Source organism: Enterobacter cloacae complex sp. 2022EL-00981 (assembly GCF_028737495.1).
Taxonomy (GTDB): domain Bacteria; phylum Pseudomonadota; class Gammaproteobacteria; order Enterobacterales; family Enterobacteriaceae; genus Enterobacter; species Enterobacter cloacae.
Window position 1 is genome coordinate 69,352 of the sequence record NZ_JAQZRK010000002.1, and the last position, 19,031, is coordinate 88,382.

Consider the following 19,031-nt stretch of genomic DNA (forward strand, 5'->3'; position numbering starts at 1 on the left):
ACTGAACTCACATCATATTTATGAGTTGCTCATTTTTTTTAAGAAAATGACCTGACAATTTTTAATCACTCGTTAGGCGTTAACGTTAATAAATGCTGAATGAATAATGAACCAGCCTCAGGCAACTAAACGCCATGCCTACTTCTCTAACACACGCTCCGCAATTCCCGCTATAATCCCCAAAATTTCCAACCGGTTTAAACACACTCATGACAAAACTCACCTTACAAGAGCAGATGCTGAAAGCGGGCTTAGTCTCCAGCAAGAAAATGGCCAAAGTTCAGCGCACGGCCAAGAAATCCCGCGTGCAGGCGCGTGAGGCCAGAGAGGCGGTAGAAGAGAACAAAAAAGCGCAGCTTGAGCGTGACAAACAGTTGAGCGAGCAGCAAAAACAGGCGGTGCTCGCCAAAGAGTTTAAGGCGCAGGTGAAGCAGTTGATTGAGATGAACCGCATCACGGTGGCAAAAGGCAACATCACCTTTAACTTCACCGACGGCAATCTGATCAAAAAAATCGAGGTGGATAAGGCAACCCAGACCCAGTTGATTAACGGTCGTCTGGCCATCGCACGTCTGGTGATTAACGCTAATGGCGACTGCGAATACGCCATTATCCCGGCGGTGGTGGCGGATAAAATTGCCCAGCGCGATGCCGACAGTATTGTGTTAAACAGCGCCCTGAGTCAGGAAGAGCAGGATGAAGACGATCCGTATGCCGATTTCAAAATCCCTGACGATTTGATGTGGTAATACGGCTCAGAACGGTGCGGCGTGACGGGCGTTAACCGGCTCGCCGCTCACCGGATGAATAAAATTCAACTGACTGGCATGCAGCATCAGCCTCGGCGTTGTTCCGCTGCCAGGCCACGTCCGTCCTCCATATAAATCGCAGCCTAAAATCGGGTGGCCCAGCAGCTGACAGTGAATGCGCAACTGGTGGGTTCGCCCCGTTTCAGGCGTCAGTTCTACCCGCGTGAGCGGCATCGCCGCGTTTTGATGCAGGCGTTCCACCACCCGATAGCGGGAACGGGCGGGTTTGCCGTTAACGGCACAGATCGACATCAGCGGAAACAGCGCCGGGTCCTTGGCAATCGGCGCATCAATCACCCCTTCATCGTTTTCCACGTGGCCGCAAAGCAGGGCGCTGTAGACTTTCTCCACGCTGCGCTGGCTGAACTGCTGACACAGCGCGGCGTTGATCGACTTATTACGTGCAATCACCATCAGGCCGGACGTGCCAAAATCCAGGCGATGCACCAGCGTGCAGCCAGGAAAGTTTTGAACCAGACGATAGTGCACCGAATCGAGATTTTGCGGATTCTTGCCCGAGAGGCTAAGCAGACCGGAAGGTTTATTGATCAGCAGCAGATGTTCATCCTGCCAGAGGATCTCAATGTTGTCATGACACGGTGGGGCAATAAAAGAATCAATAATCGCAGACATCAGGCCGCCCGGCTGGAGAGTGGGAGCGGATGATAACGAAATGCGGGAGAAAAGAAAAACCCTCTCACCGGGCGGTGAGAGGGGGAAATCTTAGGCAGCCACCAGGCTGTCGATCGCGGCTTTCGCGTCGGTCTGTGCTTTGGTCGCCACTTCAGGACCGTAAGCGATACCTTCTGCAAACACGAAGTTCACGTCGGTGATCCCGATGAAGCCCAGGAACAGGCTCATGTAAGGCGCAACCAGGTCGGTTGGGGTATCTTTATGAATACCGCCACGGCTGGTCAGCACGATGGCACGCTTGCCTTTCACCAGACCTTCCGGGCCATTTTCGGTGTAACGGAAGGTAACGCCAGCGCGAGCCACCAGGTCGAAGTAGTTCTTCAGCTGGGTTGGGATGTTGAAGTTGTACATTGGGGCGTTGATCACGATAACGTCGTGCGCCTGCAGTTCAGCAATCAGCTCATCAGAGAGCGCCAGGGCTTCCTGCTGGCGTGGGCTCAGCGGTGCATCGCCTGGACGCAGCGCGCCAACCAGCTCGCCATCCAGCACAGGAATTGGGTTTGCAGCCAGGTCACGCACGGTGATTTGGTCTGCGGAATGGTGTTCACGCCACTGTTCAACGAAGTAATCAGACAGCTGACCAGACTGAGAGTACCCTGCCAGAATACTGGATTTCAAAACTAATACTTTGCTCATGGGTGATTCCTGTTTTGCATTTGATTGAAGGGGGTTGCCCCGTTGCTTGTTGACACTTTATTCACAATCCTGCCACAGAGATAGCGCAATATATCGAAGCCTATGTTCGAATTTTTTGAATAAGGCGTGGAAAGCGCTGATGTGGTACTCTATAGCAATCATTACAAAGAGATTTTATCCGGCAGTGCACTGCCCGTTAATGCTATGACAGAACAACAAAAACTGACCTTCCCGATGCTCCTGCAACAGCTTGATTCACTGATGCTGCGCGATAAACAGCGCTTTGCTCGCCGCTTGCACGGGGTGAAGAAGGTTAAAAATCCTGATGCACAACAGGCCATTTTCCAGGAGATGGCGAAAGAGATTGAACAGGCGGCAGGGAAAGTTGTGCTGCGCGAAGCGACTCGTCCGGCAATTACCTATCCGGAAAATCTGCCCGTCAGTCAGAAGAAGCAGGAGATCCTCAACGCCGTGCGCGACCACCAGGTGGTGATCGTGGCGGGGGAGACCGGCTCGGGGAAAACCACACAGTTGCCGAAAATCTGTATGGAGCTCGGCCGCGGGGTGAAGGGCCTGATTGGTCATACCCAGCCGCGTCGTCTGGCGGCGCGTACCGTGGCGAACCGTATTGCCGAGGAGCTGCAAACGGAGCCGGGCGGCTGCATCGGTTATAAGGTGCGTTTCAGCGACCATGTGAGCGATAACACCATGGTCAAGCTGATGACCGACGGTATCCTGCTGGCGGAAATTCAGCAGGATCGTCTGCTGATGCAGTACGACACTATCATTATTGATGAGGCGCACGAGCGCAGTCTGAACATCGACTTCCTGCTCGGCTACCTTAAAGAGCTACTGCCGCGTCGCCCGGATCTGAAAATTATCATCACCTCCGCGACCATCGACCCGGAGCGTTTCTCAAAACATTTCAATAACGCACCGATTATTGAAGTCTCCGGCCGTACCTATCCGGCAGAAGTGCGCTATCGCCCGATCGTGGAGGAGGCGGAGGATACCGAGCGCGACCAGTTGCAGGCAATTTTCGACGCCGTTGACGAACTGGGCAATGAGAGCGCGGGCGACATTCTGATCTTTATGAGCGGCGAGCGTGAGATCCGCGATACCGCCGACGCGCTCAGCAAGCGCGATCTGCGCCACACGGAAATTTTGCCGCTTTACGCTCGTCTCTCCAACAGCGAACAGAACCGCGTGTTCCAGCCACACAGCGGGCGCCGCATCGTGCTGGCAACCAACGTGGCGGAAACCTCGCTCACCGTGCCGGGCATCAAGTATGTGATTGATCCGGGTACGGCGCGTATCAGCCGCTACAGCTACCGCACCAAGGTACAGCGTCTGCCGATTGAGCCGGTTTCACAGGCGTCGGCCAACCAGCGTAAAGGGCGCTGTGGACGTGTGTCGGAGGGGATCTGTATTCGTCTCTATTCGGAAGACGATTTCCTCTCCCGCCCGGAGTTTACCGACCCGGAGATCCTGCGCACCAACCTCGCTTCCGTCATCCTGCAGATGACCGCGCTGGGGCTGGGCGATATCGCCGCTTTCCCGTTTGTCGAAGCGCCAGACAAACGCAATATTCAGGACGGTGTACGCCTGCTGGAAGAGCTGGGGGCGATCACCACCGACGAGCAGTCCACCGCGTATAAACTGACGCCGCTGGGACGGCAGCTCAGCCAGTTGCCGGTGGACCCGCGTCTGGCGCGCATGGTGCTGGAAGCGCAAAAACACGGCTGTGTGCGCGAGGCGATGATCATCACCTCGGCGCTCTCCATTCAGGATCCGCGTGAACGGCCAATGGACAAACAGCAGGCGTCGGATGAAAAACACCGTCGCTTCCACGACAAAGAGTCGGATTTCCTTGCCTTCGTGAACCTGTGGAACTACCTCGGCGAGCAGCAGAAAGCGCTGTCATCTAACCAGTTCCGCCGTCAGTGCCGCGTGGATTTCCTCAACTACCTGCGCGTGCGCGAGTGGCAGGATATTTACACCCAACTGCGCCAGGTGGTGAAAGAGCTCGGTATTCCGGTGAACAGTGAACCGGCGGAGTACCGAGAGATTCACATCGCATTGCTGACCGGACTGCTGTCCCATATCGGCATGAAGGACGCCGAAAAGCAGGAGTATACCGGCGCGCGCAACGCCCGTTTCTCCATCTTCCCCGGCTCCGGGTTGTTCAAGAAACCACCCAAGTGGACCATGGTTGCTGAACTGGTGGAAACCAGCCGTCTGTGGGGGCGTATTGCCGCGCGTATCGATCCGGAATGGGTGGAGCCGGTGGCGCAACACCTGCTGAAACGCTCATACAGTGAACCGCACTGGGAGCGCGCGCAGGGGGCGGTGATGGCAACCGAAAAAGTGACCGTCTACGGCCTGCCGGTGGTGGCCGCGCGTAAGGTCAACTACAGCCAGATTGACCCGGCGCTGTGCCGCGAGCTGTTTATCCGCCACGCGCTGGTGGAGGGCGACTGGCAGACGCGTCACGCCTTCTTCCGTGAAAACCTCAAGCTGCGTGCTGAAGTGGAAGAGCTGGAGCACAAATCCCGTCGTCGCGACATTCTGGTGGATGACGAGGCGCTGTTCGAATTTTACGACCAGCGCATCAGCCACGATGTCATTTCCGCCCGTCACTTTGACAGCTGGTGGAAGAAGGCCAGCAAAGAGACGCCGGATCTGCTCAACTTTGAAAAGAGCATGCTGATTAAAGAAGGGGCGGAGTCGGTCAGTAAGCTCGACTACCCGAACTTCTGGCATCAGGGCAACCTTAAGCTGCGGCTGACCTATCAGTTTGAGCCGGGAACGGACGCGGATGGTGTCACCGTTCATATCCCGCTGCCACTGCTAAACCAGGTGGATGAGAGCGGCTTTGAGTGGCAAATTCCCGGCCTGCGCCGCGAGCTGGTGATTGCGCTGATCAAATCGCTGCCGAAACCGGTGCGGCGTAACTTTGTTCCGGCCCCTAACTACGCCGAAGCGTTTTTAGGCCGCGTCACGCCGCTGGAGATGCCGCTGCTGGATGCGCTGGAGCGTGAGTTCCGCCGCATGACCGGTACCACCATTGACCGCGAAGACTGGAACTGGGATCAGGTGCCCGATCACCTGAAAATCACCTTCCGCGTGGTGGACGATAAAAACAAGAAGCTGCAGGAGGGCCGTTCGCTCACCGCGCTGAAAGAGGCGCTGAAAGGCAAAGTGCAGGAGACCTTGTCCGCGGTGGCGGATGATGGGATTGAGCAGAGCGGGCTGCACATCTGGAGCTTTGGTCAGCTCCCCGAAAGCTACGAGCAAAAACGCGGCAACTACAAAGTGAAGGCCTGGCCTGCGCTGGTGGATGAGCGCGACAGCGTGGCGATCAAGCTGTTTGATAACCCGCAGGAACAGCAGCAGATGATGTGGCGCGGGCTGCGCCGCCTGTTGCTGCTCAACATCCCGTCGCCGATCAAGTATCTGCACGAGAAGCTGCCGAACAAAGCCAAGCTGGGGCTGTACTTTAACCCGTACGGCAAAGTGCTGGATCTGATTGACGACTGCATCTCCTGCGGCGTGGACAAGCTGATCCACGAGGCCGGCGGTCCGGTCTGGTCAGAAGAGGGCTTTGCTCAGCTTCATGAAAAGGTACGCGCGGAGCTGAACGACACCGTGGTCGATATTGCCAAACAGGTCGAGCAGATCCTCACCACCGTGTTCAATATCAACAAACGCCTGAAAGGGCGCGTGGATATGACCATGGCGCTGGGGCTGTCGGATGTCAAAGCGCAGATGGCGGGCCTGGTGTACCGAGGCTTTGTCACCGGCAATGGCTTCAACCGTCTCGGCGACACGCTGCGTTACCTGCAGGCGATTGAAAAACGGCTGGAGAAAATGGCCATCGATCCGCATCGTGACCGTGCCCAGATGCTGAAAGTGGAAAACGTGCAGCAGGCGTGGCAGCAGTGGTTAAACAAACTGCCACCGGCACGTCGTGACGATGAAGACGTTCAGGCGATCCGCTGGATGATCGAAGAGTTACGCGTCAGCTTCTTTGCCCAGCAGCTCGGTACGCCGTATCCGATTTCGGATAAACGTATTTTGCAGGCGATGGAGCAGATTTCAGCATAATGATAAAGTGTTTTCCCTCCCCCTGATTCTCTCCCCAGAGTGGGGGAGGGGAAGATTAAAAAATACTCATATATATGCATGCGATTCCAATGTAAGGACATCAACAACAACTTTATTTCTACTTAAGTGAAGAAAAATAATGGCAATTGCTAATATATAATTCATTGAAAAAACATTTTGCACAGAATATAACTTTCAGTAATAAATTTAGATGCTGAAAGCGATGCGCTATATGAACTATACTTCAAGTTAGTTTAAGTAAATTTAATTATGCTTGTTGTGGGTATGATATTATAATCTGCATTCAATGAGGGGATTATACTCAGAGAACGCGTTTTGCGCTTAATTATCATATTGACGAAAAGGACGAGTCAATGATCAAAAAAGTTATTCTAGCTACGGCTATATCTTTATGTATCTCATCTGCTTATGCAGGTGAAACCGCTGTTTTAAAGGTAACGGGCACGCTCACTAATTCCGCATGCACGCCAGAATTGAGCAACGGCGGAGTTGTTGATTATGGCACTATTCATCTTGGTGAATTGTCTCCTGACACGAATAACCAATTAGGGCAAAAGGAGATTAATTTTTCAATTAATTGCACTGCGGCCACAAAAGTAAGTTGGAGCGCAGCAGACGATCGTACTGATTCTCGCGCAAATATTACCGTTAAAAATGGGCGATATGGCGGTGCAGATGCTTCTGAAAGTTATTTCCTATATGGTGTTGGTAAAACAGGCACGGGTGTAAACATCGGTAACTACTCTTTATTTATCAAAGATTTTAAAGCTACAGTAGATGGTGAATCGAAAGATGTCATCATTCATAATACAGGCTGGAATACTTCTACATGGGCTAATGACGGAACTGCCGTCCGCAATGATACGATCACTAATGTCAGTGTCGCGGATCCAGGTACGCTAGAACCTGTTGCCTTCACCACAGCGGTATTCCCGTTAGTGACAGCATTAGCGATTAAAGATACGACATCTTTGGGTATTATCGATGATACGTCTCTCGATGGTCAGGCTACGATCACGCTAAAATATCTTTAATTTTTTGTAGTGGTATTCGCAATAAAAAAAGGGACTCATGGCGTCCCTTTTTTGTTGTCAACCCTGATGGATAGTCCATACAGGTCTCAGCCGTTTACCATCGCCAGCGTAAACCCATCCCACCCCTTAACCCCGACCGTTTGCAGCGCGGTGGTGGTTAAGCGCGGATTGTCCCCCATCATCTCGATAAACCGGCGAACACCCTGCACGCGCGAGTCGTCGCTTTGTCCGTTAATCACTTCGCCATCGCGCACCACGTTATCGCCGATAATCACCGTGCCGGGGCGGGAGTAGTGCAGCGCCCATTCGAGGTAGCCGGGATTGTTTGGCTTATCAGCATCAATAAAGATCAGGTCGAACGGCGGAACGTCGCCAAAATTTTCCAGAGAAGTCAGCGCCGGGCCTTCGATGAGTTCAATGCGTTGGTTGAGACCGGCAAGCTGAATATTCTGCCGCGCCACGCGGGCATGCGTGGAATCGGCCTCAAGCGTAATCAGCTTTCCGTCCGGCGGCAGGGCGCGCGCCATCCAGATTGAACTGTAAGCACCCAGCGTACCGATCTCCAGAACGCGCCGCGCCTGCGTCATGCGCACGAACAGTGCCAGCAGTTGCCCCTGATTGGCCGCAACATCGTGTTCGGGGAGTCCGGCGCGCTGGTTGTTTTCCAGTACCTTGCTCAGTACCTCATCTTCAGGAATAAGCGACGAAATCATGAAATTATCAACTGCAGACCACTGTTGTTGCATAGATTGTCTCCTTGGGTTTTACTCCCTCTCCCACAGGGAGAGGGCCGGGGTGAGGGCATCAGCGTGCAAACCGGGTTCACACGCTCTCCCAACCGCCGCCCAGCGCTTTATACAAATCAATCTGCGCCAGCAGCAGGTTATTTTTCACCTGCACCACGTTGGTTTGTACCGAGTAAAGTGTACGCTGTGCGTCGAGCACATCCAGATAAGACGAATAGCCGTTGCGATAGCGGTTCTGCGCAATGCGCAGCGTCTCCTGGGCCACCTCCTGCTGGGCCAGCAGTTCGCTCAGCTGTTCCTGATAACGCGTAATGGCGTCAAGGCTGTTGTTCACTTCGGCAAACGCATTGCGCACGGTTTTCTCATAGGCGTACAGCGCCTGATTACGCTGCGACTGGGAGATATCCACCTGCGCATTCAATGCCTGGCGGTTCAGCAGCGGGGCGAGAATACTGCCGCCTGCGCTCCAGAGCTGTAACGGGTTGTCCAGCAGGCCGGAAAGAGTGCGATCCTGAATCGATCCGGTCGCCGTCAGGTTGATCGACGGCAACAGGCTGGCGCGCGAGGCGGCAAGGCTGGCATCGGCCGCAATAAGCTGATGCTCGGCCTGAACGATGTCAGGTCGTCGGTTAAGCAACGATGACGGCAGCTGTGAAGGCAGCCTCTGCGGGGTAAGCGTGCTGAAGCTTTCACTGCGCGCCACCTCGCCCGGGTTACTGCCCAGCAGCAGACTCAGGGCATTCTCTTGCTGCGCGAGCTGATGCTGCAGCAGCGGCACCTGCGCCCGGGTGGCCCGCAGCTCAGAGTCAGACTGCATCAGCTCCAGGCGCGAACTGTAGCCCGTTTCAAACTGCCGTTTAGCAAGATTAAATGCCTCTTCGCGTGATTTCAGCGTGGACTCGGTGACGCGAAGCTGTTCGTCAAGCGAGAGCAGGGTGACATACCCGGAGGCCACCGACGAGGCGACAGTTAAATCCGCGGCAGCGGCGGCGGCTTTTTGCGCCTCCAGTGAGGCCTGCGCGGCATTGGCCGTGCTGCGGTTGACGCCCCAGATATCCACATCATAGCTGGCGGTGAGGCTGCCTTTGTACAGCGTACTGTATACCGGTAACCCCGTGGCGGCCGATTGCGTCCGGGCGCGGGTGCCGGTTATGCCCGCATCCAGCGACGGAAACAGGCTGCCGTCAGCGGCATAGACTCTTGCCTGATACTCATTGATCCGTTCGCGGGCGATCAGCACGTCGCTGTTATTTTTCAGCGCCTGATCCACGTAGCGGTTGAGGTTGTTGTCGTGAAAATTTCGCCACCACAGCTGTTCAGGCGCGCTGACGGGGCCGGATGCCGCCCGCCACTGGGCAGGAATATGCAGTGATGGTTGGGCAGGTTTTACATCCACCGACTGGCATCCGGCAAGCAGAACGGCAACCAGCAGGCTGGCTAGCGGGCGAAGGGTCATTGCTTCGCCTCCCGCGTATCAATGGTCACCTGTACCGACATGCCAGGACGTAGCAGTGCTGACTCTTCAGGTTTACCCAGCACTTCGATACGCACCGGAATACGCTGGGCGATTTTGACAAAGTTCCCGGTGGCGTTATCCGGCGTGATGGCACTGAATTCGACGCCGGTCGCCGGGGAGATGCTCTCCACGCGGCCCTGATAGGCTTTGTTGTTGAGCGCATCGACGGTAAATTTCACCGGCTGGCCAATGCGCAACTCCGCCAGCTGGGTCTCTTTAATGTTGGCGATCACCCAGTGCTGCGGCGGTACCAGGGTGGTGAGATGGGTCCCGGCCGTGACATACGCGCCCAGACGCACCGCGATCTGCCCCAGCTGGCCGTCACGCGGCGCCACAATGCGGGTGTTTTGCAGGTCGATTTGTGCCAGCTCCAGCGCCGCTTTGGCGTTTTCCACATCCGCCTCCAGCGCACCGCGATTCACAATTACCGTCTGCAGATCCTGGCGCGACATCTCAAGCGTCGCTTTTGCCTGCTCAATATCGGCGCTGCCCTGGGCCGCGCTGGCCAGCGCCGCGTCGCGTTCGCGGATGGAGAGCGATCCGTCCGCCGTCAGATCTTTTACACGTTTTAAATCCGCCTGGGTTTTCAGACTTTGGGCGCGGGCGTTTTTCAGGGCCGCCTCGTTACGGGCAATCACCGCTTCCGCGCTTTTACGCTGCTGCAGGTTATTATTCAGGGTGGCAATTTTCATCGCCAGCTGCGCCTCGGCCTGATGCACGCGCTGGCGATAGATGCGGTCATCAATCTGCAGCAGCAGGTCGCCTTTTTTCACCTGCACAAAATCCTGCACCTTCACGTCGGTGATATAGCCATTGACCTGCGGACTGATGAACGTGGTCTGGCCGCGTACGTAAGCGTTGTCAGTAAACTGCGCGTGGCGGGTGAACGGGGGGAGCTGCCACGCGTAAAGGATCACCAGCACGCCGACAATACCGATGGCAGCGGCGGTGAAAATTGACACAATGCGTACATTTTTGCGGGTGTTGGCCTGCTCTTTGGCGGCATCCTGCTGACTCATAAACTCTCCAGAAATATTTCAATTATTTGTTGCCGGTGGCGTTCTTAAGCGCCATACGGGCAGTGATGCGCAGGCGCAGCAAGCGCCATAAAATCCAGATCAGCGTGGCCGCGGCAATACTCGCGGTCAGTAAATAGGTGTCGTTGTAAGCCAGAATGTTTGCCTCAAGCGCGGTCACCGTCTGCAACTGGGTGATCGCCTGCGTGCCCAGCAGGGCACTGTCGCCAATCAGGCTTTTGTACATCTGGGTATAAAGCTGAATCCGCTCGTTAACCAGCGGATTGAGCGTAGTGAGCTGGTCCGCCAGCAGGCTGGAGTGATACTTTTCGCGCCAGGTCTGGAAGGTACCGAGAATAGCCGAGCCCAGCAGGCCGCCGAGGTTCTGGCTCATGCCGAACATTACCGAGAAGCTCACCAGATTACGCGGGTCGGCGATGACGCCGCCAATGGCGGCCAGCATTGCGGGGGCGAGGAAGAAGGCACTACCAAAGCCCAGCAGGAACTGGCTGAGCATCAGTTGATCCGGGCGGGTCAGGTTGTTGGACTGGCTGTCCAGCAGCGAGGCGACAATCATTAGCACCAGGGAGGTGATAATCGGCCACGCCAGTTTGGTCGGCTTAATGGTCAGACAGCTGGTGACGATCCCGCAGACGATCCCGGCAAATATGGACCACGCCAGGTGCGTCATCTGCTCGTTCTGTAACCCCACGTACTGCAGCCAGCCGATGACGCCGGTGTTTTGCTCGGCCAGCACGATGCGGATCAGCAGCATAATCAACCCAAGGCGCACAATACTGCCGCTCGACAGCCAGCGGGTGTTCAGCAGCGGGTTACTGCGGTTATGTTCAAACACGATAGCGGAAACAATCAGCACCAGTGAGAGCGCCAGCGACCAGCCGATCCACGGCGCTTCAAACCACCAGTCCAGACGGCCCAGCGACAGCACCGCGCACAGCAGCGCCATACCCGGTGCCAGTAAAAAGAAGGTGATAAAGTCTTTTTTCTCAAAGACCTTACGCCGATCGCCCGGCGGCAGTTTCAGCGCAATCACGCACGCCAGCGAGATGAGGGCCAGCCCCAGCTCGAAGAAATAGAGTCCGCGCCACTCATCAAGCTGCAACAGCTCGGTTGAAAAGAGCCGCGCCAGCGGAATGGCCAGTGACGAGCCGGTGATGCCAATGGTCAACGCCTTCAGGCGGTGTTTTGCCGGCCAGGCCTGGATCTGGTAATAAATGCCCAGCGAGCTGAGCGCGGCGGCCACCATCCCGTGTGCAGCGCGCACCATCAGCGCCGAGCTAAGATCGTTGACAAACAGGTGGAAAAAAGTGACCAGCACATACAGCACCAGAAAACCTTCGGTGAAGGCGCGCAGACCGTACTGCTGGCGGAATTTCACCAGCAGCAGGTTAATGGAGATATTGGTCATTACATAGACCGCCGGTAGCCAGGCGATCTCGGTTGACCAGGCACCGAAGGTGCCCTGCAAATTTTGCAGGTTGGCGGTGACCACCGCATTCCCCAGGGCGCCCGTCAGGCAAACCAGCAGACCGACAACGCCATAGGCAATCCGCTTTGGCGTGCTGTGCTCCGGCGTGGAGGGTGAACCCAGCAGGGCGGGTTTCTCGTGTGGCTGCCACTCGCGAGGAGCATAAGGGTCGCGTTCGGGCAGGCGCATAACGTCGTTTACCTTTGATAAAATGGAAGAATTAACAGGCTGGCGATTCTACGTCTGCCGTAAAACATAATACAAGTGAATATGATTTACGCATGTTAATCAAATGTTGAACTGAAGGTTTTAGGAAAAAGAGCGGCCTTATCTCTGGCACTTTAGGAATCAACGCCTGTTTTGACGCGGCAAGTGCGGTACGCTAATCCAAATGCTGTAAGGAGGTTACGATGATACCGACAATTTTTCCCTGTTTGCCCGGCAGCACGCTCAGTGCCGTAAACACGGTTGGGCAGTGGCTGGCGCAGGATGACCTGCAACCGGGTCAGTCCGTGGATATGGTGATTCTGGCGGGGAATGCCGTCATGCCAACCATCGAAGCTGCCTGCCGTCTGGCGGCGGAGCAGGGGGTGCCCATGATCATTAGCGGAGGCATCGGACACTCCACGACATTTCTTTATGCCGCGATTGCGAAACATCCGCGCTATCACACCATTCCCACCACGGGCCGGGCAGAGGCGGCCATCCTGGCGGATATCGCCCGTGAATTCTGGCAGATCCCGGCAGACCGGGTTTGGATGGAAGATCAGTCAACGAACTGCGGGGAGAACGCCCGCTTTAGCCGCGAGTTAATGAAGCACCATCAGTTTGCCCCTGAAAGGGTGCTGGTGGTGCAGGATCCAACCATGCAGCGCCGCACCATGGCAACGTTCGCCCGCGTATGCCGGGACGAACCCGTATCGCCGGAATGGGTGAGCCACGCGGGCTTTACGCCCGTACTGCAAAACGGTGACGATGGACTGGAGTTCAGAGATTCCGGTGAAGGGCTCTGGCCGGTGGAACGCTATTTATCGCTGGTGCTGGGGGAACTGCCGCGCCTGCGTGACGACGTTAACGGTTACGGTCCGGCAGGACGTGATTTTATTGCCCACGTGACGATACCTGATGAGATCGAGGCGGCGTGGCAGGTGCTGCGCAATGACATTGTTCTGACCGACGCCCTGGTGAGCCGCGCGTTGTTATGATCCGCTGCCCGTTTGCGAAAAGACTCACGCAAACGGGCATTTCAGGCGGCTGTTTTTGAATTACAGCGCCGCAAACTTATCAAGCGTGCGCACCAGCTGCGTCACAAAGCCATACTCGTTGTCATACCAGGCGACGGTTTTCACCAGTTGCAGTTCGCCCGCCTCGGTCACTTCGGTTTGCGTGGCGTCAAACACCGAGCCAAAGTGCGAGCCAATCACATCTGACGACACAATCTCTTCATCGGTATAGCCAAAGGATTTATTCCCCTGCGTCGCTTTTTTCAGTGCGGCATTCACCTCTTCAGCGGTGACCTTTTTGCCCAGAATGGCGACCAGTTCCGTTACCGAGCCGGTCTTCACCGGTACGCGCTGGGCGTGACCTTTCAGTTTGCCGCTAAGGGCCGGGATCACCAGGCCAATCGCTTTGGCAGCACCCGTGGTGTGGGGAATGATGTTCTCCGCCGCCGCGCGTGAGGCGCGCAGATCTTTCCCGCGCGGACCATCCACCAGCGCCTGAGTACCAGTGTAGGCGTGAATGGTGGTCATGGTGCCCACCTTAATCTCAAAAGCATCGTGCAGGGCTTTTGCCAGCGGGGCGAGGCAGTTGGTGGTGCAGGAGGCGACAGAGATAATGGTATCACTGGCGTCAATGGTGTCGTCGTTAACGTTAAACACAATGGTTTTCATCTCACCTGCTGGCGCGGAGATCAGGACTTTTTTGGCGCCAGCATCCAGATGCGCTCTGGATTTTTCTTCCGACGTATAAAAACCGGTGCATTCCACGACGATATCCACCCCAGCGGCTTTCCAGGGGATATGTCTGGCCTCTTTCTCGGCGTACACCGCGATCGTCTTGCCATCTACAATCAGCGCGTCTTCGGTAAAATCCACGCTCCACGGGAAGCCGCCGTAGTTAGAATCATGCCGGAGCAGATAGGCCAGTACTTTGGGAGAGGTGAGGTCGTTGATGGCGACGACGGTGTTGCTGTCCTGGGTTTCAAGAAGGCGACGAAGTACGAGGCGTCCAATGCGTCCAAATCCGTTAATGCCAATTTTACTCATGGTTTTCTCCTGTAAACGTGTCGATGCGACAGTTTGAACTTATCCAGGCTTAGACCATGAGGGGCGGGGCAGCAATTGAAGATGATTCATGCCCCGGGAAGTATTTGAAAATCCATACAGAAAAGTTAATGAATTTTTAAGGAAAGGTCGTTATGTTGGCGCGGTAACTGTTTTTTATCGGAAAATCACATGCGCACTAAATATACAGGCCTGCAAATCGGCATTCACTGGCTGGTGTTTCTGTTAGTTATCGTCGCCTACTGCGCCATGGAGTTCAGAGGCTTCTTTCCGCGTACCGACCGACCGCTGATCAATATGATCCACGTCTCATGCGGGATCGCTATCCTGGTTTTGATGGTGACACGTCTGCTGGTGCGCCTGAAGTTCCGCGCGCCGCCGATTGAGCCGAAACCGAAAGCGATGATCACAGGCCTTTCGCATCTGGGGCATCTGGTGATTTATCTGCTGTTTATTGCTTTGCCGCTGATTGGCCTGGTGATGATGTATAACCGTGGAAACGACTGGTTTGCCTTTGGCATCGCCATGCCGCACGCGGCGGAATCCAACTTTGATCTGGCTGATGGGCTAAAAGAGTGGCACGAGACGCTGGCGAACCTCGGCTATTTTGTCATTGGCCTGCACGCAGCGGCGGCGCTGATGCATCACTATTTCTGGAAAGATAATACGCTGCTGCGCATGATGCCGAAAAAGCGGCAATAGCCCTCAACACTTTTGCCGCCTTTCTCGCCGGGTGGCGCTGCGCTTACCCGGCCTACAAAACCCGTTTTTTATTGCAGCAGAGCACGCTCTTCAGCTGTTAATGCCAGCCCCTGGGTTGACCCGGTCTCTGACGATTTCACCGCCGCTTCCAGCACCGCCATCACCGCTAACGCCTCGACAGGATGAACCGGATTGGCAATCTTCCCAAGCAGAGCATCGCGCACATTAATGTAATACTGGCGCTGATCGCCTTTCGGCGTAGTAATGGTCTGCGGCGCACCGTCAGCCCCAAAGAACACCATACTGTCGCTGTCCTCACCCCAGGTTTCACTTCCCGGAACGATGCCGGTCAGCAGCTGGGCTTCCTGCTGATCGATACGGGCCTTCACTACGCTGCCCTTATCCCCATGGACGGTAAAGCGCGCGGTACCCCCGGCGACCAGCATGCTGGCGTGCAAAATAACCTTATGATCAGGGTAGTTTAAGACCACATGCGCCCAGTCGTTCACTTCTGCGCCGTCGCGCAGCGTCGCGATATTCCCCTGCACCGAGTGAGGCAGACCAAAGAGCTGTAGCGTCTGGTCGATCAGGTGCGGCCCCAGGTCAAACCACAGCCCGCTTCCCGGTACGTTTTGTTCTCTCCAGCGCACGCGCACTTCCGGGCGGAAGCGGTCAATGTGCGACTCAAACAGTTTCACCTTGCCGAGGGTGCCCTGTGTGATAACGTCCTTAATGCCCAGGAAATCGCTGTCCCAGCGGCGGTTGTGGAACACGGAGAGCAGAAGCTGCTTCTCATCCGCCAGGGCAATAAGATCGCGCGCTTCCTGCATATCGAGCGTGAAGGGTTTATCCACCACCACGTGTTTTCCGGCGTTCAGGGCCAGTGTGGCCAGCGGAGCATGGGTGGCGTTAGGGGAGGCGATCACCACCAGGTCAATATCCGGGTGCGTAATGGCCTCTTCCGGGGTAGCAACCACCTGCACATCCGGCAGATCGCGCTTAACTTTTTCCTCATCACGGGAGGAAACCACCGCCAGCGTAAGCCCGTCCACAGACTGGATGAGCGGGGCATGGAAGGTTTTACCGACAAAACCATACCCGATCAGCGCAATGTTGATTGTCTTCATTTTACTCATGACCTTCTCCACGTTAATGAGCGCAAACCGTGACGGGCACGGTGCTCTGGTCCCCAAGCTCAGGCCAGGGACGATCTAAAAACAGTTGATGAATTTCGTCTAACCCGCACACCAGATACGGCTCACAGCGGTTGACTTTCAGATGGTCTGCGACGATCCAGTGCGTCTGGCTGGCAGCAAGCATCGCCCGTTTAACTTCTGCATCGGCTTCCGTCCCGGCACTCAGACCGAGTGATGAATGAAGGGCGCAGGCGCCAAGGATGGCGATATCCGCCCGATACCGTGAAAGCAGGGAGAGGGTGGCACCGCCAGCAAACAGGCGTTGCTTCTGATCCCATTTCCCGCCGAGCAGGATCAGCTCGATATCCTCCCGGTCGCTAAAAGCGTGGGCGATATCCAGCGAGGTGGTGATCACCGTCAGCGGCCCCTGAAGAAAAGAGGCCACCGCCATGACCGTACTGCCCGCATCCAGAAACAGCGTAGAGCCCGGCGGAACCTGCTGTGCCACCTGTTTTCCCAGCCGCTGCTTGGTCGCCGGCAGGAGCGTATTTCTGCCCTGGCGATTCATGGCCGACAGATTGAGCGCGATAGCGCCTCCGTGGTTCTTCTGCGCCAGCCCTTGTTTTTCGAGGTCCGTGAGATCGCGGCGAATGGTATCCGCAGAGACCTGCAGCTTTTCTGCCAGCTCAGTGATGCTGGCCTGTCCCTGCTCGCTGATGATGTCGAGCACATATTTTTGACGCGCGGTTTTGTGCATGGCAGCAATCCTGCAAAATGTCGCAATAGTTCGCATAATACAGCATTTTGTCGCAGAGAAAAGGGCAACCACACATTAGTTCAGTTGCGTGATAATTGAGCTGTTATTGATTAAATATAAGTGAACGGTTTCTAAGGGTAATCAATATGTTATGACGATGTTTTATCTGGCCGTTTGGACTTTGTAACCAGTTAATTTCGCTTTAATGGTTTGTTGTTCTATTAAAAAACTATTTAAACCAACAAAATTCCTAAAAAATGCATTTGCTAGGTTTTTTATGCCAATAAATAGGGCGAGGCTACTTAAGTTGACATTTCTTTGAAAATCTTTGTGTCTGACGCGCGTGGAAATTAACGCAAAAATGTACATCCGGGGATTTTTAAATTTCACTTAAATAACAATGACTTTATTAGTTTCATTTGAAAGGCCATTTTTAAGAGTTTGTCCAGAAACCCCATGATTTTTCTTAATTGTAACACCACATTAACATTGTGGGTGTAGTTGCCTATACCACATTTTGTTATGCTGCGAATCAGTTAAGAAGTAAGTAAATTCTTAATTCATATTAGGCTAAGGTCGGCTCTCATCTCCAATGGAAATGGGTATAGGGGGCTATTACCCGAAATTCAGTACGGGGGATTAATAATATTTTTCTGATTATCTATACCTCTTTTTGGGTAAAGGGTTAAACCATTCGCAGACTCAGGGAGATATAAATGATGAGAGAGCGAAATTATAAGTGGGTCCGATTATCCGCAGTGCTGGTGTTAATTTCGGCATGCATTAATACGGCCTATGCCAATAGCGGCCCGTTGGGTTTTGCCACGGTGCCGACGACAACATTAAAAGAAAGTATTCTTTTTGCCATCGATCGCGATCCGTCGGTCAGCCAGCAGGCGGCACAATTGGGTATTGGTCAGGCGCAAATAGATGAAGCACGTAGCGGATGGATGCCGCAAATATCGCTGAACGGCAGTACGGGCCATAGCCAAACCACCGATTCCAGCGGTTCACTGAGAAATTCAGCGGCATGGGGATTAAGCCTTACGCAGCTCATTTATGACTTTGGCAAGACGAATAACAGCATCAGCCAGTCTTCAGCGCGACGCGATAGCTATCGTTATCAGCTGATGGAGACGCTCACAGCCGTGGCGGAAAAAACCGCGCTGAGCTACGTGGAGGTCAGACGTTATAGCGATCTGTTGCAGGCGGCTAAAGAGAATGTGCAGGCCCTCAAAAACGTGGAGCAGCTGGCGAAACTGCGCGCGGATGCAGGCGTAAGCTCAACCTCCGATGAGCTGCAGACCCGCACGCGAATCGCCGGTATGCAGGCGACGGTGGAGCAGTACAACGCCGCGCTCAACAGCGCCCGCGCAAGGCTCGCGGTGTTGACGGGCATGCAGGCTGAAGCCTATTCACCGGTCCCTGAGAAGCTTGCCGTAGAGCAGAATGCCGTCAACCAGATCGATTACTCGCTGATACCGGCGGTAATGGCCGCGCAGAATATGGAGCGTTCAGCCCAGTATGGGGTGGAAACCGCAAAATCTCAGCACTGGCCAACGTTAAGCCTGAAAGGAGGCCGCACGCGCTATGAGTCGGATAACCGCGCTTACTGGGATGACCAGATCCAGCTCAATATCGATGCACCGCTGTATCAGGGCGGCGCCGTTTCGGCACGCGTTCGTCAGGCTGAAGGCACCAGGGCGATGGCCTCCTCTCAGGTCGATCAGGCGCGGTTTGATGTGCTGCAAAAAGCCTCCGTCGCGCAGGCAGACTGGACCGGCGCGCGTGGAAGAATGGCCGCCGGAAGCCTACAGCTTGAAAACGCGTTACGTGCCCGTGCGGTCTACAAAAACGAATACACCCTGAGCAAGCGGAGCATTAATGATTTGCTCAGCGTAGAACAGGATGTCTGGCAGGCCACGTCTGCCAAAATAATGGCCGAATATGATGGCTGGAGCGCGGCAATTAATTACGCCTCTGCTGTTGATAATCTCATGACGCTTATTGGAGTAGAGAAAAACGCTGCCGCAAAATTACCCGATTTGAGTTGAAAAAAGCCGCGCCTTTCTGCGCGAAATAAA

The 19,031-nt window shown here is 55.0% G+C and carries 15 protein-coding genes; 6 read left to right on the forward strand and 9 right to left on the reverse strand.

Features of this window, described 5'->3' with window-relative positions:
- The first annotated feature begins 209 nt into the window (after positions 1 to 209).
- A complete protein-coding gene (locus PUZ33_RS02280; RefSeq protein ID WP_013096708.1) occupies positions 210 to 749 on the forward strand; it encodes a DUF2058 domain-containing protein in 540 nt (179 codons plus the stop codon).
- Between the two features lie 6 nt (positions 750 to 755).
- Here PUZ33_RS02280 and PUZ33_RS02285 read toward each other — a convergent pair whose 3' ends face one another.
- Together PUZ33_RS02285 and azoR are read right to left on the reverse strand one after the other, a co-directional pair.
- Complete coding sequence (locus tag PUZ33_RS02285) at positions 756 to 1,442, reverse strand: RluA family pseudouridine synthase (RefSeq protein WP_058680372.1); 687 nt, start codon at positions 1,440 to 1,442, stop codon at positions 756 to 758.
- 90 nt (positions 1,443 to 1,532) lie between these two features.
- Positions 1,533 to 2,138 (reverse strand): FMN-dependent NADH-azoreductase, encoded by a 606-nt coding sequence (azoR, locus tag PUZ33_RS02290; protein ID WP_020688121.1) that lies wholly within the window; start codon positions 2,136 to 2,138, stop codon positions 1,533 to 1,535.
- A gap of 204 nt (positions 2,139 to 2,342) precedes the next feature.
- On the opposite strand from azoR, the gene hrpA reads away from it, so the two are divergent.
- Both hrpA and PUZ33_RS02300 read left to right on the forward strand, forming a co-directional pair.
- The gene (gene hrpA / locus PUZ33_RS02295) at positions 2,343 to 6,245 is read left to right on the forward strand and encodes an ATP-dependent RNA helicase HrpA (protein WP_252107571.1); all 3,903 of its coding nucleotides are present in this window, start codon (positions 2,343 to 2,345) and stop codon (positions 6,243 to 6,245) included.
- 374 nt (positions 6,246 to 6,619) lie between these two features.
- Positions 6,620 to 7,300: a DUF1120 domain-containing protein gene (locus tag PUZ33_RS02300; protein ID WP_286087638.1), complete on the forward strand. Its 681-nt coding sequence runs from the start codon at positions 6,620 to 6,622 to the stop codon at positions 7,298 to 7,300.
- A gap of 86 nt (positions 7,301 to 7,386) precedes the next feature.
- Here the strand turns inward: PUZ33_RS02300 and PUZ33_RS02305 are convergent, their stop codons facing one another.
- The 4 genes from PUZ33_RS02305 to PUZ33_RS02320 all read right to left on the reverse strand — a co-directional run bounded on the left by PUZ33_RS02305 (position 7,387) and on the right by PUZ33_RS02320 (position 12,256).
- Entirely contained in the window at positions 7,387 to 8,046 is a 660-nt protein-coding gene (locus tag PUZ33_RS02305) for an O-methyltransferase (protein WP_058680371.1), read from the reverse strand.
- A 76-nt stretch (positions 8,047 to 8,122) separates the two neighbouring features.
- Positions 8,123 to 9,502: an efflux transporter outer membrane subunit gene (locus tag PUZ33_RS02310; RefSeq protein ID WP_058680370.1), complete on the reverse strand. Its 1,380-nt coding sequence runs from the start codon at positions 9,500 to 9,502 to the stop codon at positions 8,123 to 8,125.
- On the reverse strand, positions 9,499 to 10,581 hold the full coding sequence (locus tag PUZ33_RS02315; RefSeq protein WP_058680369.1) for an HlyD family secretion protein: 1,083 nt from the start codon (positions 10,579 to 10,581) through the stop codon (positions 9,499 to 9,501). Before PUZ33_RS02315 ends, PUZ33_RS02310 begins: the two co-directional genes overlap by 4 nt.
- 22 nt (positions 10,582 to 10,603) lie before the next feature.
- Positions 10,604 to 12,256, reverse strand: a complete 1,653-nt coding sequence (locus tag PUZ33_RS02320) for an MFS transporter (RefSeq protein WP_032618457.1) — start codon at positions 12,254 to 12,256, stop codon at positions 10,604 to 10,606.
- A 221-nt stretch (positions 12,257 to 12,477) separates the two neighbouring features.
- Here PUZ33_RS02320 and PUZ33_RS02325 point away from each other — a divergent pair, with 221 nt between their 5' ends.
- Complete coding sequence (locus PUZ33_RS02325) at positions 12,478 to 13,272, forward strand: YdcF family protein (RefSeq protein WP_062676651.1); 795 nt, start codon at positions 12,478 to 12,480, stop codon at positions 13,270 to 13,272.
- Between the two features lie 60 nt (positions 13,273 to 13,332).
- Here the strand turns inward: PUZ33_RS02325 and gap are convergent, their stop codons facing one another.
- Positions 13,333 to 14,334: a type I glyceraldehyde-3-phosphate dehydrogenase gene (gene gap / locus PUZ33_RS02330; RefSeq protein ID WP_058680367.1), complete on the reverse strand. Its 1,002-nt coding sequence runs from the start codon at positions 14,332 to 14,334 to the stop codon at positions 13,333 to 13,335.
- A gap of 189 nt (positions 14,335 to 14,523) precedes the next feature.
- Between gap and cybB the strand changes: the two genes are divergently transcribed.
- On the forward strand, positions 14,524 to 15,054 hold the full coding sequence (cybB, locus tag PUZ33_RS02335; RefSeq protein WP_013096695.1) for a cytochrome b561: 531 nt from the start codon (positions 14,524 to 14,526) through the stop codon (positions 15,052 to 15,054).
- Positions 15,055 to 15,122: 68 nt separating this feature from the next.
- Here cybB and PUZ33_RS02340 read toward each other — a convergent pair whose 3' ends face one another.
- Together PUZ33_RS02340 and PUZ33_RS02345 are read right to left on the reverse strand one after the other, a co-directional pair.
- Positions 15,123 to 16,190, reverse strand: a complete 1,068-nt coding sequence (locus tag PUZ33_RS02340; protein WP_029882470.1) for an oxidoreductase — start codon at positions 16,188 to 16,190, stop codon at positions 15,123 to 15,125.
- Positions 16,191 to 16,203: 13 nt separating this feature from the next.
- Positions 16,204 to 16,947, reverse strand: a complete 744-nt coding sequence (locus tag PUZ33_RS02345) for a DeoR/GlpR family DNA-binding transcription regulator (protein WP_020688693.1) — start codon at positions 16,945 to 16,947, stop codon at positions 16,204 to 16,206.
- Between the two features lie 719 nt (positions 16,948 to 17,666).
- On the opposite strand from PUZ33_RS02345, the gene PUZ33_RS02350 reads away from it, so the two are divergent.
- Positions 17,667 to 19,001 (forward strand): TolC family outer membrane protein, encoded by a 1,335-nt coding sequence (locus PUZ33_RS02350; RefSeq protein WP_376739895.1) that lies wholly within the window; start codon positions 17,667 to 17,669, stop codon positions 18,999 to 19,001.
- Positions 19,002 to 19,031 lie beyond the last annotated feature (30 nt).

Coding starts and splice junctions, on each gene's coding strand:
- cybB (WP_013096695.1), top strand. CDS start 14,524: ATGCGCACTAAATATACAGGCCTGCAAATCGGCATTCACTGGCTGGTG.
- PUZ33_RS02350 (WP_376739895.1), top strand. CDS start 17,667: ATGAGAGAGCGAAATTATAAGTGGGTCCGATTATCCGCAGTGCTGGTG.
- PUZ33_RS02345 (WP_020688693.1), bottom strand. CDS start 16,947: ATGCACAAAACCGCGCGTCAAAAATATGTGCTCGACATCATCAGCGAG.
- PUZ33_RS02340 (WP_029882470.1), bottom strand. CDS start 16,190: ATGAGTAAAATGAAGACAATCAACATTGCGCTGATCGGGTATGGTTTT.
- PUZ33_RS02325 (WP_062676651.1), top strand. CDS start 12,478: ATGATACCGACAATTTTTCCCTGTTTGCCCGGCAGCACGCTCAGTGCC.
- PUZ33_RS02305 (WP_058680371.1), bottom strand. CDS start 8,046: ATGCAACAACAGTGGTCTGCAGTTGATAATTTCATGATTTCGTCGCTT.
- PUZ33_RS02310 (WP_058680370.1), bottom strand. CDS start 9,502: ATGACCCTTCGCCCGCTAGCCAGCCTGCTGGTTGCCGTTCTGCTTGCC.
- PUZ33_RS02320 (WP_032618457.1), bottom strand. CDS start 12,256: ATGCGCCTGCCCGAACGCGACCCTTATGCTCCTCGCGAGTGGCAGCCA.
- PUZ33_RS02315 (WP_058680369.1), bottom strand. CDS start 10,581: ATGAGTCAGCAGGATGCCGCCAAAGAGCAGGCCAACACCCGCAAAAAT.
- gap (WP_058680367.1), bottom strand. CDS start 14,334: ATGAGTAAAATTGGCATTAACGGATTTGGACGCATTGGACGCCTCGTA.
- hrpA (WP_252107571.1), top strand. CDS start 2,343: ATGACAGAACAACAAAAACTGACCTTCCCGATGCTCCTGCAACAGCTT.
- azoR (WP_020688121.1), bottom strand. CDS start 2,138: ATGAGCAAAGTATTAGTTTTGAAATCCAGTATTCTGGCAGGGTACTCT.
- PUZ33_RS02280 (WP_013096708.1), top strand. CDS start 210: ATGACAAAACTCACCTTACAAGAGCAGATGCTGAAAGCGGGCTTAGTC.
- PUZ33_RS02285 (WP_058680372.1), bottom strand. CDS start 1,442: ATGTCTGCGATTATTGATTCTTTTATTGCCCCACCGTGTCATGACAAC.
- PUZ33_RS02300 (WP_286087638.1), top strand. CDS start 6,620: ATGATCAAAAAAGTTATTCTAGCTACGGCTATATCTTTATGTATCTCA.